The sequence below is a fragment of the Lentzea jiangxiensis genome (genome assembly GCF_900104175.1).
Lineage (GTDB): Bacteria > Actinomycetota > Actinomycetes > Mycobacteriales > Pseudonocardiaceae > Lentzea > Lentzea jiangxiensis.
In genome coordinates this window covers 73,652-85,610 of the sequence record NZ_FNIX01000007.1, presented here as the reverse complement: position 1 = coordinate 85,610, position 11,959 = coordinate 73,652, and the positions used below count along the sequence as shown (strand labels likewise).

The following is an 11,959-nucleotide window of genomic DNA, read 5'->3' as shown; positions in this document are numbered from 1 at the left end:
GTGGTGAGTCAGCGCTGGTGAGTCAGCGCCGGTGATTCAGCGCTGATCGAGCGGCCTGCGTCGCTGGTGGGGATCCAGCAGCGACGCGGGCTTCCAGCCCCCGCTCACGTCGTAGGTGTCGACGCCGGGCGGCACGATCGCGTCAATGCGGTCGAGCACGTCGTCGGTCAGCACCAGCGAGGCGCCCTCCAGCAACGACTCCAGGTGCTCCATCGTGCGCGGACCGGTGATCGCCGAGGTCACGGCCGGGTGCGTCGTCACGAACGCGACGGCCAGCGCCGGCAGCGACACCCCCATCTCGTCGGCGAGCTCCGCGAACTTCTCCACGGCGTCGAACTTGGCCGTGTTGCCCGGCAGCGACTCGTCGAACCGCTCCGGGGTGAGCGTCGCCCGGAACGCCTCGGCCGCCCCGCCGCGCCGGTGCTTCCCGGACAGGAACCCGCTGGCCAGCGGGCTCCACACCAGCACACCCATCCCGAGCCTCCGCGCCGTCGGCAGCACCGACCGCTCCACCCCGCGCGCCAGCAGCGAGTAGGGCGGCTGCTCGGTCCGGAACCGCATCAGCCCGCGGTTCAGCGCCACGTGGTGCGCCTCGACGATCTCCTCCGCCGGGAACGTCGAGCAGCCGAACGCCCGGATCTTGCCCGCTCGCACCAGGTCCGTGAGCACCGACAACGTCTCCTCCACGTCGGTGGAGTAGTCCGGCCGGTGCACCTGGTAGACGTCGATCCAGTCGGTCCGCAGCCGCCGCAGGCTGTCCTCGACGGCGCGCACGACGTACCGCCGCGAGTTGCCGCCGCGGTTGCGGCCCTCCCCCAGCGGGAAGTGCACCTTCGTGGCCAGCACGACGTCGTCTCGGCGGCCCTCCAGGGCCTTGCCGACGATCTCCTCCGACTCGCCGGCCGAGTACATGTCGGCGGTGTCGACGAAGTTGACGCCCGCCTCGAGGGCGCGGTGGATGATCCGCACGCCCTCCTCGTGGTCGTTGTTGGCGACCGAGCCGAACATCATGGCGCCGAGGCAGTGGTGGCTGACCTCGATGCCGGTTCCCCCGAGCACGCGATAACGCATAGTCATGCCGGAAAACCTACGAACTGGAGTCGGCTCCAGGTCAAGTACCTATGCTCGGACGCATGGGCTTGAGCATCGGACAGGTCGCCGAACGCACCGGGCTGAGCGTGCACGCGCTGCGGTTCTACGAGAAGGAAGGCATCCTCGCGCACCAGGTCCACAGAGGACCGGGTGGCCGCAGGATCTACACGCAGCAGGACGTGGACTGGCTGCGCATGTGCATCATGCTGCGCATGTCCGGGATGCCGGTGCCGGAGATCCGCCGCTACACCGAGCTGGTCCGCCAGGGCGACGGCAACGAGCCGCAGCGCCTCGACATCCTCAAGGAGCACCAGGAACGCGTGCGGCAGCAGATGGTGCAGCTGCAGGAGTGCATGGATCTGATCACCTACAAGGTCGGGAAGTACGAGGACTACGTCAATTCGATCGCCGCCCGCGCGGTCGGGCAATAAGGTGCGGGCATGCCTGTCGTGCTCTCGCTGAACGTCGCCCGCAAGACGGTGCCCGTCGACTACGCCCGCACGGGCGTGACCGGAATCGGCAAGCACCCGGTCGACGGGCCGCTGGAGGTCACCGCACCCGGTCCCAAGGGGACGGCCGGCAGCGGTGTCGCGGGTGACTCGATCGGTGACCGGTCGGTGCACGGCGGCGACTACCAGGCCGTGTACGGCTATGCGCGCGAGGACCTCGACTGGTGGGAGTCCGAGCTCGGCGTCGAGCTCGGCAACGGCCAGTTCGGCGAGAACATCACCACGCAGGGCGTCGACCACACGACGGCGCTGGTCGGCGAGCGCTGGCGGATCGGCACGGCGCTGCTGGAGGTCACCGGGCCGCGGATCCCGTGCCGCACGTTCGCCGAGTTCCTCGGGCAGCGCGGCTGGGTGAAGCGGTTCACGCAGGTCGCGCGGCCCGGCGCTTACTTCCGCGTGCTGGAGCCGGGCCTCGTCGGACCGGGTGACGAGATCAGCGTGGTGCACCGGCCCGGCCACGACGTGACGGTCGAGCTGTTCTTCCGCGCCGTGACGACCGAGGCCGACCTGCTGCCCCGGCTCCTGGAAGCCGGCGACTCGGTGCCGCCCGAGGTGATCGAGCTGGTGCACAAGCGTTCGGTCGTCGAACTCGACTCCTAGTGGTGCGGCACAGACGTTGCCGGCGGGTCCGAGTGAGACGGCCCGCTGGGCGCGGATCGCGCCGCCGACGTGCCACTAGACCGGGAAACGCCTGACCCAGCGCTTCTGCCACGGCGTCTCGACGGCGCGGCGGTGGTAGTTCGCGCGCGTCCACGCCACGGCGTCGTCGGCGGGCACCCCGGCGAGCACGGCGAGGCACGAGATCACCGTCCCGGTGCGTCCCACGCCCCCGCTGCACGCCACCTCGACGTCCTCGCCCGCCAGGGCGCGGGCGTGCAGCGAGCGGATCAGCCTGATCGCGGACTCGTGGTCGCGCGGCAGCCGGAAGTCCGGCCAGTCGATCCAGTCGTGCTCCCACGGCACGTCGACGGGCTTGGGCTGCAGGTACACCCCGTACCGCGGGTGCGGTTCCACGATCTTGCCGTCGCGCAGGCCACGGCCCGTGATCACCGCGCCGTCCGGCAGTCGGACCTTCTTCACACCACTCCCCAGAGGTCTGTCAAGCGAAGACCAGCACCACCAGCGGCGGAACCCCTTCGGCCGCAACGCCTCCCCACGCCTGGTTGCGGGGACGGCTCAGCTGCAGCTGGTCGGCCACGGCCAGCACCACGCTGCCCAGCAGCATGAACCACGACACGTAGAAGACCAGCGTACGACCGACGAGCTCCTGCCCGCTGTGCAACGCGAAAAGCCCCACGACCAGACCGCCGGCCAGGAACAGGTTGTAGAACCCCACCCCGAACGCCCACAGCCGGATCGCCGGCACGTCCGAGGCGGGCTGGCCGAACATCGACCGGTGCACCCGCCCGATCAGGAACGCCTCGCAGACCCACACGACCACGTGGACCAGGGCGGCGATTCCGGCGGCGACTTGGGCGACGACGCTCACTGCGACACCCCGTGCCGGGGCAGCGCATCGAGGCCGTTCGACGACAGGTCGCGGAAGAACGCGCCCATCCGCTCCCCCACGGCGAACGCCAGGAACTGCACCGACGGCGTGTGCACGGTGAAGGTGTGCAGGGCGTCGGGCGGGATGGCGATGGCGTCACCGGGTGACAGGTCGTGCAGCTCTCCCTCGAGGAACACGGTCATGCGCCCGTGCAGCACGTAGTACACCTTCGGCCACGGGGTCCGGTGCGGTGGCGCGGCCTCGTCGCGCGGTGCGTCCACCTCGAACAGTTCGCAGGCACCCCCGGTGTCCTTGCCGGAGATGCGGACGGTGATCTTCGCGTCGGGCACGGACAGCTCTTCGCCCTCGCCGGCTGTGGTCGTCATGCCCGCAAGAGTCCGCTCGCGGCGGGAGGGGCTGTATCCCGGAAAACTGGGATCCCCGGACGGGCCGCCCCGGGCGCATACTGCGAAGCATGTGGGAGGGTCGGGCGCAGGGCGTGCGACGTGACGTCACAGCGCTGGCGAGCGCGGGGCTCGACGTCGCGGAACTGCACGCGGCGGCCATCGCGCTGGTGGACCGCATCGTCCCGTGCGAGCTCACCTGCTGGGCGTCGATGGACCCGGACTCCGGAGCGTTCAGCACCATGATGAGCGGTCCCAACCGCATCCCGCGGCAGTACGAACCCGTTCTCGCGACGTGCGAGTACACGCCCGGCGAACCGCACACGTTCGCGGCACTGGCGCAACGCGGCGACACGGTGGCGCGGCTCGAGGACAAGCGGTCGACCCGGCTCAACGAGGTGTGGCGGCCTTTGGGACTGCGGCACGAACTGCGGGCGTTGTTCCGCGCCGACGAGACGTGCTGGGGCGGCGCGGGAATGGTGCGCGCCGGCGACTTCAGCGAGCGCGAACTGGAGTTCATGGCCTCCGTGGCTCCCGCTCTCGGCGCCGCCACCCGAGTCGCGGCACGGACGGCGGCCCGGCGGACGGGAACGCCCGCCATCGTCGTCGTCACCGGCGACGGGACGATCCGCGCGTCGACCGCCTCCACGGCGCAGTGGCACGACGAACTGGAGGAGGTCGCGCCGGGCCGGTTCGCGGTGATGCTGCGGGCGGCGGCCGCGGGAGCGCGCTCGGGCACGTTCAAGGCGCGGGTCCGCGACGCCCACGGCGGCTGGATCCTGCTGGAGGCGAGCAGGCTCGTGGGCGACGACGACTTCGACGCGGCCGTGACGATCAGCCGGGCGTCCGGCGCGGACCTGCTGGGGCTGCTGCTCAAGGCGCACGGCGTGACCAGCCGCGAGCAGGACGTCTGCCACGAGGTGCTGGCCGGGCAGCCGACGTCGGGGATCGCGGCACACCTCACCATCTCGCCGTACACCGTGCAGGACCACCTCAAGTCCCTGTTCGCGAAGTTCGGCGTCCGCAGCCGCGCGGAGCTCGTCGCCAAGCTGTCCTGACCGGCCACCCGCCGAGGGTGCTGCCGGGCACGAGGTTCAGCGAACGGCGCCCTGCGGCCACAGAACCGTGACCGGCACACCCCGCGACCGCGCGTAGGCCACCACGTCGGCCGTGCCGCCGGGGCCGCGTCCCGGCCGGCCGTCCCACACCGCGAGCAGCGAGTCGGACTCGTCGACCATCCGCCGGCCCGCCTCCCTGTAGGCCTCCGGGTCCGGCGTGACGTGCGGGAGCTGGACCACCCGGCCCGCACGGGCGAGCAGGCCGTCGTACACGGGCCGGTACCCCTCCGGCAGCACCTCGCGGTAGCGCGCGGCCGGCAGCACGGCGACGAGCTCACCGCCGGCGTCCAGCACGGCCTGCGCGAACACCGCGTCCGCGCCGTCGGCCAGGCACGACACACCCACCACGGCGGTGTCCGCGCCGTCGCGCGCGACGACGGCGCGGATCATCCGGCCGACCTCCTCCTCCAGTTCGCTGGAGAGGCCGCGATGTCCGGTGATGGCGAGCCGAGTCGTCACCGGTGAAGGATATGCGGAGCGGCGTCAGCGGCGGTTCTGTTCCGCGACGGCCAGGTAGTGGACGTTGGTCATGACGCCGAGGACGTTGCCGAACGGGTCGACCACCGACGCCGTCACGAACCCCTCGCCCCGCACGCGCGGTTCGTCGTGCGGCTCCGCCCCGAGCTCGCGAAGCCGCTCCAGCGTCGCCCCCAGGTCGTCGACCGCCCAGTAGAGGACCTGGCCGCCGGGGGCGTCCGACGGCGTCACCGCGAACTTCCGGTTCACGATGCCGAGCTCGGCCTGGTAGTCGCCGATCCGGAACTCGACGTAGCCCAGAACGCCGTCGGGGGTGCTCCGTTCGAAGTACGCGTCGGCCCCGAGGAACTCCGCGTACCAGTCGCGGGCCTCGGCCACGTCGTCGGCGAAGTAGGACACGGTCGACATTCCTCGCAACACAACTGCCTCCCAGAAGTTTTCGGTCTGTTCGTTGTGAGCTTCGGCCGTAAAGTGCTCATCCACTGAGCACTTTCCGCGGGAATCTGGAGCCATGCGCGCAGACCGTCTCGTCGCCACCCTTCTGCTGATGCAGGCCCGCGGCCGGGTGACCGCCGCCGAACTCGCCGAGGAGCTGGAGGTCTCCCGCGCCACCGCGCGCCGCGACCTGGAGGCGCTGTCCGCGGCGGGGGTGCCCGTGTACCCCCAACCCGGCCGGGGCGGCGGCTGGTCGCTGGTCGGAGGCGCCCGCACGGACCTCAGCGGGCTCACCTCGGCGGAGGCGCGGGCGTTGTTCCTGGTCGCCGGACCTGCGGCATCCGTCGCGCCGGAGATCAGGTCAGCTCTGCGCAAGCTCGTGCGGGCGTTGCCGCAGACCTTCCGCGCCGACGCCCAGGCCGCCGCCGGGGCGACGGTCGTGGACACGGCGGCGTGGGGCGAGGACACGAGGGACCGGCCCGGCCTGGTGGCGGTGCTGCAGGAGGCAGTGGTGCGGCAGGTGCGGGTCCGGCTGACCTACCGCAAGCGGGGCGAGGCACCCCGAGGCCGCGTGGTCGACCCTTGGGGGCTCGTCGACAAGGACGGCACGTGGTACCTCGTCGCCGGCACGGACGACGGGCAACGCACGTTCCGGCTCGACCGGGTCCTGGGCGCCTCCCTGACCGGCACGCCCGCGTCCCGGCCCGCCGACTTCGAACTGGCGGGCGCCTGGGACGAGGTGGTGACGGCCGTGGAGCGCAAACGGTCCGAGACGACGGCGGTCGTGCTGGTGCCCACGCGGTTCCTGGAGATCTTCCGGAACCAGCACGGCCGCCACTGCACCGTCGTCGAGGAACGGGGCGAGCACACCAAGGTCGAGCTGACGGCGCCACGCCCACTGGACATCGCGCGCAACGTCGCGGGTTGGGGCGGCCTGATCGCGGTCGAGTCGCCCGAGGTCGAGGAGCACCTGGCCCGCATCGGCGCCGAACTGGTCAGCCGATACCCGCGTGCCGCTCCAGCCGGGCCAGCCGGGTCATGATCATCTCCAGGACCTGGGCGGGGTCCGGGGCCTCCTTGCGCTGCTTTTGCAGGTGCGCGATGCCCGCGAGCGCCGTCTGCACCGCGCGGCGCGCGCTCTTGATGTCCGCGCCCAGCTGCCGCAGCTCCTCGCCGCCCCGGCCGTCCGGTTCGGCGACGATGCCGAGCAGCAGGTGCTCGCAGCCCACGTAGTTGTGCCCCAACGCGATCGACTCGACGACCGCGAGCTCCAGCGCGGACGCCCCGTCGTCGGCGAACCCCGGCCCGTCGCCGGTGCTCGCGGGGGCGGACGACAGCGAGCCGGGGTCGATGTCCAGCGCCCGCAGCACTTCCAGGGCGAGGTTCGCGCCTTCGGAAACCATGCCGGTCAGCAGGTGCGCCGTACCGATCTTCGAGCCCTGGGCGCTGCCGGCGGCGTTCTCGAGCGCCTTCCACGCCCGCTCGGTGAACTGCGGGGGTCTGTCGCTTGCGAGATCCTCGAACGTGAGTGCGCGGATCGCGGTGATCCGCTTGACCGAGCCTTCGAGTGCCCGTTGGCAGATCGCCGACACGGGAATGTTCATGTCCTTCACGGATTCGGCCAGGTCATCAGGGAGGTACACGTTGATCTTTGGCATACCCCCATTAATACCCCCATGTGGGGTTATGGTCAACGACGAACGCGGCAACCGTCACACTTGTGAGTGATCAGAGGGGACGGGAGCACCCGCGTGGAGGAGAGCAGCAGGCTCATCGGTAGCCGCTACCAGGTGAAGAAGAAGATCGGCCAGGGCGCGATGGGAGTCGTCTGGCAGGCCTATGACGAGCAACTCCAGCGCGTGGTCGCGGCGAAGGAACTGCTCGCGCTGGACGGTGTCGACGACGTCAAGGTCGAGCGCTCGAAGGTCAGGGCGATGCGCGAGGCCCGGCTGGCGGCACGACTGGAGCACCCGAACGCCATCCGCGTCTACGACGTCGTGGAGGACGACGGACGCCCCTGGCTGATCATGGAGTACCTGCCGTCGCGCAGCCTCGCCGCCGTCATCGCCGAGCAGGGCACCCTGCCGCCGCGCGAGGTGGCCCGCATCGGCTGCTACACCGCCGCCGCGCTGGCCGCCGCGCACCGCCACGGCATCCAGCACCGCGACGTGAAGCCCGGCAACGTCCTGATCGGCGACCAGGAGGTCAAGATCACGGACTTCGGCATCTCGCGCGCCACCGGCGAGGACGCCACGGCCACCGCGACCGGCACCGTCGGCACCCCCGCGTTCTTCTCCCCCGAGGTCGCCCGCGGCGAGGACGCGGGTCTGGCCTCCGACGTCTTCTCGCTCGGCGCGACGCTCTACAACGCCGTCGAGGGCAACCCGCCGTTCGGCACCGCGGACAACCACCTCGCGATGCTGCACCGCGTCGCCGGCGGCGCGATCATGCCGCCCGCCAACGCCGGTCCGCTGCTCGCGCCCGTGCTGTTCCGGCTGATGGCCAACGAACCCGAGCGCCGGCCGACCATGCAGGAGGCCGTCCACCTGCTGGCCGCGGTCGTCAACGAGACGCCGCAGGCCTCCGAGGCGACGGTGGTCATCCCGTCGACCGTGCAGCTGCCGGTCGAGGCCCAGCCCGAGCAGAAGGCGAAGCAGGAGGCCGGTGCCGCGGCGGCCGGGCTGGTCGCGGGTGCGGCGGCGAGCGAAGCGGCCGGACTGACGACCTCCAAGCCCGAGCCCGCCGAGACGACCCCCGAGGCGACCCCCGAGCCGGAGCCGGAAGCGGTACCGGAACCCGAGCCCCGGCCGGCACCGGAGCCCGCGCCGCAGGCGGCACCGCAGCCCGCGCCCGAACCCGCGCCGAAGCCCACCGTCGTCCAGGCCGCCGTGCCGAGCGCCGCACCCGCGACCAGCCCGGCTGCCGAGACGCCACCGCCCGCGCCTCCCGCCGAGGACGGGAACCGCCGCAAGTTCCCGCTCGTCCCCATCGCGGTCGTCCTGCTCGTGATCGCGGTCGGCGTCGGCTCGTTCCTGTTGTGGCCCAAGGGCGACGGCGGCCAGAACGCCCAGGCGCCGACGAGCGGCCCGCAGCCGACGGGAACGCAGGCCCAGCCGACGACCGGGGAGACCCAGCCGCAGTCGCAGTCGCAGCAGCCGACGGAGGGCAGCCAGACGCCATCGGCCGGATCGCAGACGCCCCCGCCGCAGAACACCCCGAGCCAGCCCCCGCAGCCGCCCGCAGGGCCGAGGAACGCCCAGGAGGCGATCACCGCCTACTACGCGCTGGTTCCCGGCAACCTGGAAGCCGGGTACGCGTCGCTGTCCGACCGGATGAAGGCCGCCCGGGCACCGTCTTTCCAGGCCTACCAGGGCTTCTGGAGCCAGTACACCGCGGTGCAGCTGTCGAACTTCGTCCCCCAGGGCGACAACGTGGTGACGGTGACGCTGCAGTACATGCAGGGGTCGAACGTCTTCAGCACCGAGACGCACACGTACACGTTCGTGCAGCAGAACGGAAAGTGGCTGATCGACGTTCAGGCATGATCTCCCCATGACCCGACGCGCACTCGTCACCGGAGCCTCCCGCGGCATCGGCGCCGCCATCGCCACCGCCCTCGCGAGCGGTGGCCACCGCGTCGCCGTCCACTACCGCTCCGGCGCGGACGAGGCGCGGGCGGTGGCGGAAGCGCTGGACGGAGACGGCCACGTCACCGTCCAGGGCGACCTGGGCGCGGACCAGGCGGGGCAGGTCGTGGCCGAGACCGTCGAGAAGCTCGGCGGTCTCGACGTCCTGGTCAACAACGCGGGCATCTACTTCCACCACCCCATCGGCACCACGAGCTTCGAGGAGTGGCAGCAGGCCTGGCGTCGCACGGTCGAGCTCAACCTGTACGGACCGGCCGACCTCGCCTGGCACGCCGTGCGGCACATGCCGCCCGGTGGCCGGATCATCAACGTCGGCTCCCGGGGTGCCTTCCGCGGCGAACCGGAGGCCCCGGCGTACGGCGCGGCGAAGGCCGGTCTGCACGCGATGACCCAGTCGCTGGCCCAGTCCCTCGCCCCGAAGGGCATCGCGGTCGCGGGCGTCGCACCGGGGTTCGTGCGCACCGAGATGGTCACCGACCTGCTCGACAGCCCGGCGGGCGACGAGATCCGCGCGCAGAGCCCGTTCGGGCGCGTCGCCGAACCCGAGGAGGTCGCCGCGGCCGTCGCGTGGCTCGCCACCGAGCACGCGGTCTGGGCCAGCGGCACGATCATGGATGTGAACGGGGCCTCCTACCTGCGGTGACGTCTCGCAGGTCCGACCGGAACGAGTTCCGGTCGCGAGTTGATCTTCCCGCAACCGGTCTAGACCACTAACGTCCGCGGTGGGCGCTCGACGAAGTGGAAGGCCACCCCTGCAATGCGTTCACTCCGCTCCCGCCTCGGTGCCGCCGGCCTCGCGCTGGCCGCCGCCGCGGCGACCCTGACCGTCATGGCGCCTGCCGCGCAGGCCGCCTACCCCGCCGGGTTCAAGAGCGTCGGCTACATGCCGTCGTGGTCCGGCAACGTCAGCACACTCCCCTACAACAAGCTGACGCACATCAACTACTCGTTCGTGCTGCCGAACGCCAACGGCACGCTCCAGGGCGTGCCGGACCCCGCCAAGCTGCAGCAGCTGGTGAGCCTCGGCCACCAGAACGGCGTCAAGGTCTCGATCGCCGTCGGCGGCTGGAACGACGGCAACGACGACAACTTCGAGGCCCTCGCGGCCAGCGCCAACGGCCGCACGACGTTCGTCAACGCGTTGATCAACCTCGTCAACCAGTACAACCTCGACGGCGTCGACATGGACTGGGAGTACCCGGATCCGGGCGTCGAGGGCGACAACTACACGCTGCTGATGCGCCAGCTCGGCGACCAGCTGCACAGCCGGGGCAAGCTGCTGACCGCGGCCGTCATCTCCGAGGGCGGCACGGCGAACGGCGTGCAGCCCGCGGTGTTCGGCGTCGTCGACTGGCTGAACATCATGGCCTACGACGGAGGCAGCCCGCACGCGAACTACGACTGGTCGATCGCGTCGGTCAACTTCTGGAAGAACCGGGGGCTGCCCGCGAGCAAGGCCGTCCTCGGCGTGCCGTTCTACAGCCGGCCGACCTACATCTCCTACCGCGACCTCGTCGCGCAGGACCCGGCCAACGCCCACCGCGACACCTACAACGGCAACTCCTACAACGGCCTGCCGACGATCCGGCGCAAGACCCAGTGGGCGATGGCCAACGCGGGCGGCATCATGAACTGGGAGCTCTCCCAGGACACCACCGGCAGCACCAGCCTGCTCAACGCCATCTGGGAGACCGCGAGCGGCGGCACCCAGCAGCCCACCGGCGGCACCATCACCGGTTTCGGCGGCAAGTGCGTGGACGTGGCCGCGGCGAGCTCCGCCAACGGCAGCGCGGTGCAGCTCTACACCTGCAACGGCACCAACGCGCAGCAGTGGACGCGCAACGGCAACACCCTGCGCGCCCTGGGCAAGTGCCTGGACGCGTCCGGTACCGCCAACGGCTCCGTGACGCAGCTGTGGGACTGCACGGGTGCGGGCAACCAGCAGTGGAGCCTCGAGTCGAACGGCCAGCTGCGCAACGCGGCGTCAGGAAGGTGTCTCGACGCCACCGGGAACAGCTCCGCCGACGGCACCCGGCTCCAGCTCTGGGACTGCGCCGGCACCGCCAACCAGCGGTGGACGATCAACGCCTGACCCCAGGAACTTCAGGCCGATGACGCAGGCGATGATCCCGGCGAGGAACACGATCTTCCACGCGGAGACCGGTTCCCCACCGGTGATCATCGCCCACGTCACCGTCAGGGCCGCACCGACGCCGACCCACACGGCGTACGCGGTGCCGACCGGAATCCGTTTCATGCCCACGGAAAGCCCGACCATGCTCAGCGTGGCGGCCACCACGAAGAGCACGTAGGCCCCCTGGGACAGCGCCGTCGCCCACACGGCTTCGAGCACGGCGCTCACCAGCAACACGGCCCAGTGCATCAGCTCACCACCTTCAGGCCCGCGACGCAGCCGATCAGCGCGACCAGCAGCAGCGCCCGCGCCACCCCGAGCTTCTCCTCGCCGCGCAGCACCGCGACGAGCACCGTGAGCACGGCCCCCACGCCGACCCACACCGCGTACGCCGTGCCGACCGGGATCCCCCGCATCGCCCACGCGAGACCGACGACGCTCAGCGTCATCGACACGGCGAACACCACCACCGGCCCAGGCCTGCGGAACCCGCGCGACGCCGCGAGCGCCGTCGCCCACACCGCCTCCAGCACGCCGGAGGCCACCAGCACCACCCAGTACATTGGTACGACCGTACCGGAAACGTCCCGCCATGGCCGCTACGATCCCGTGATGTGGCTCCCAGCCTGGAGAACCTGCTGGTCGCAGGCGTCA

Annotated in this window: 16 protein-coding genes; 7 read left to right on the top strand and 9 right to left on the bottom strand. The window is 71.3% G+C overall.

The window, feature by feature from the left end; all coding sequences use genetic code 11:
* Positions 1 to 36: 36 nt before the first annotated feature.
* The gene (locus BLQ91_RS20895; protein ID WP_090098878.1) at positions 37 to 1,071 is read right to left on the bottom strand and encodes an aldo/keto reductase; all 1,035 of its coding nucleotides are present in this window, start codon (positions 1,069 to 1,071) and stop codon (positions 37 to 39) included.
* Positions 1,072 to 1,133: 62 nt separating this feature from the next.
* On the opposite strand from BLQ91_RS20895, the gene BLQ91_RS20890 reads away from it, so the two are divergent.
* Positions 1,134 to 1,523: a MerR family transcriptional regulator gene (locus tag BLQ91_RS20890; RefSeq protein ID WP_218130345.1), complete on the top strand. Its 390-nt coding sequence runs from the start codon at positions 1,134 to 1,136 to the stop codon at positions 1,521 to 1,523.
* A 9-nt stretch (positions 1,524 to 1,532) separates the two neighbouring features.
* Positions 1,533 to 2,201 carry an MOSC domain-containing protein gene (locus tag BLQ91_RS20885; protein ID WP_090098875.1) on the top strand — a complete coding sequence of 223 codons (669 nt, stop codon included), beginning with the start codon at positions 1,533 to 1,535 and terminating at the stop codon, positions 2,199 to 2,201.
* A gap of 75 nt (positions 2,202 to 2,276) precedes the next feature.
* On the opposite strand, the gene BLQ91_RS20880 is transcribed toward BLQ91_RS20885, so the two are convergent.
* The 3 genes from BLQ91_RS20880 to BLQ91_RS20870 are packed head-to-tail and all read right to left on the bottom strand — an operon-like array spanning position 2,277 to position 3,476.
* Positions 2,277 to 2,681 carry a protein-tyrosine phosphatase family protein gene (locus BLQ91_RS20880; protein ID WP_245733696.1) on the bottom strand — a complete coding sequence of 135 codons (405 nt, stop codon included), beginning with the start codon at positions 2,679 to 2,681 and terminating at the stop codon, positions 2,277 to 2,279.
* 19 nt (positions 2,682 to 2,700) lie between these two features.
* The gene (locus BLQ91_RS20875; RefSeq protein ID WP_090098874.1) at positions 2,701 to 3,090 is read right to left on the bottom strand and encodes a DUF1304 family protein; all 390 of its coding nucleotides are present in this window, start codon (positions 3,088 to 3,090) and stop codon (positions 2,701 to 2,703) included.
* Complete coding sequence (locus BLQ91_RS20870) at positions 3,087 to 3,476, bottom strand: cupin domain-containing protein (RefSeq protein WP_090098873.1); 390 nt, start codon at positions 3,474 to 3,476, stop codon at positions 3,087 to 3,089. The genes BLQ91_RS20875 and BLQ91_RS20870 overlap by 4 nt, the downstream gene beginning before the upstream one ends.
* A gap of 89 nt (positions 3,477 to 3,565) precedes the next feature.
* On the opposite strand from BLQ91_RS20870, the gene BLQ91_RS20865 reads away from it, so the two are divergent.
* A complete protein-coding gene (locus BLQ91_RS20865) occupies positions 3,566 to 4,552 on the top strand; it encodes a helix-turn-helix transcriptional regulator (RefSeq protein WP_090098872.1) in 987 nt (328 codons plus the stop codon).
* Between the two features lie 36 nt (positions 4,553 to 4,588).
* Here the strand turns inward: BLQ91_RS20865 and BLQ91_RS20860 are convergent, their stop codons facing one another.
* Entirely contained in the window at positions 4,589 to 5,071 is a 483-nt protein-coding gene (locus BLQ91_RS20860) for a hypothetical protein (protein WP_090098871.1), read from the bottom strand.
* A gap of 24 nt (positions 5,072 to 5,095) precedes the next feature.
* Positions 5,096 to 5,497, bottom strand: a complete 402-nt coding sequence (locus BLQ91_RS20855; protein ID WP_176959862.1) for a VOC family protein — start codon at positions 5,495 to 5,497, stop codon at positions 5,096 to 5,098.
* A 103-nt stretch (positions 5,498 to 5,600) separates the two neighbouring features.
* Here BLQ91_RS20855 and BLQ91_RS20850 point away from each other — a divergent pair, with 103 nt between their 5' ends.
* Positions 5,601 to 6,566: a helix-turn-helix transcriptional regulator gene (locus tag BLQ91_RS20850; protein ID WP_090098868.1), complete on the top strand. Its 966-nt coding sequence runs from the start codon at positions 5,601 to 5,603 to the stop codon at positions 6,564 to 6,566.
* Here the strand turns inward: BLQ91_RS20850 and BLQ91_RS20845 are convergent.
* Positions 6,520 to 7,182 carry a Clp protease N-terminal domain-containing protein gene (locus tag BLQ91_RS20845; protein WP_090098866.1) on the bottom strand — a complete coding sequence of 221 codons (663 nt, stop codon included), beginning with the start codon at positions 7,180 to 7,182 and terminating at the stop codon, positions 6,520 to 6,522. The genes BLQ91_RS20850 and BLQ91_RS20845 overlap by 47 nt on opposite strands.
* Positions 7,183 to 7,275: 93 nt before the next feature.
* Here BLQ91_RS20845 and BLQ91_RS42155 point away from each other — a divergent pair, with 93 nt between their 5' ends.
* The 3 genes from BLQ91_RS42155 to BLQ91_RS42780 all read left to right on the top strand — a co-directional run bounded on the left by BLQ91_RS42155 (position 7,276) and on the right by BLQ91_RS42780 (position 11,263).
* Complete coding sequence (locus BLQ91_RS42155) at positions 7,276 to 9,069, top strand: protein kinase domain-containing protein (RefSeq protein ID WP_218130344.1); 1,794 nt, start codon at positions 7,276 to 7,278, stop codon at positions 9,067 to 9,069.
* Between the two features lie 7 nt (positions 9,070 to 9,076).
* Positions 9,077 to 9,814, top strand: a complete 738-nt coding sequence (locus BLQ91_RS20835) for an SDR family NAD(P)-dependent oxidoreductase (protein ID WP_090098864.1) — start codon at positions 9,077 to 9,079, stop codon at positions 9,812 to 9,814.
* Between the two features lie 114 nt (positions 9,815 to 9,928).
* Positions 9,929 to 11,263 carry a glycosyl hydrolase family 18 protein gene (locus BLQ91_RS42780; protein ID WP_090098861.1) on the top strand — a complete coding sequence of 445 codons (1,335 nt, stop codon included), beginning with the start codon at positions 9,929 to 9,931 and terminating at the stop codon, positions 11,261 to 11,263.
* Here BLQ91_RS42780 and BLQ91_RS20825 read toward each other — a convergent pair.
* A complete protein-coding gene (locus BLQ91_RS20825; protein WP_090098859.1) occupies positions 11,156 to 11,554 on the bottom strand; it encodes a DMT family transporter in 399 nt (132 codons plus the stop codon). The two genes, BLQ91_RS42780 and BLQ91_RS20825, sit on opposite strands and share 108 nt — an antisense overlap.
* The gene (locus BLQ91_RS20820) at positions 11,554 to 11,868 is read right to left on the bottom strand and encodes a DMT family transporter (protein ID WP_090098858.1); all 315 of its coding nucleotides are present in this window, start codon (positions 11,866 to 11,868) and stop codon (positions 11,554 to 11,556) included. The genes BLQ91_RS20825 and BLQ91_RS20820 overlap by 1 nt, the downstream gene beginning before the upstream one ends.
* Positions 11,869 to 11,959: the final 91 nt, after the last annotated feature.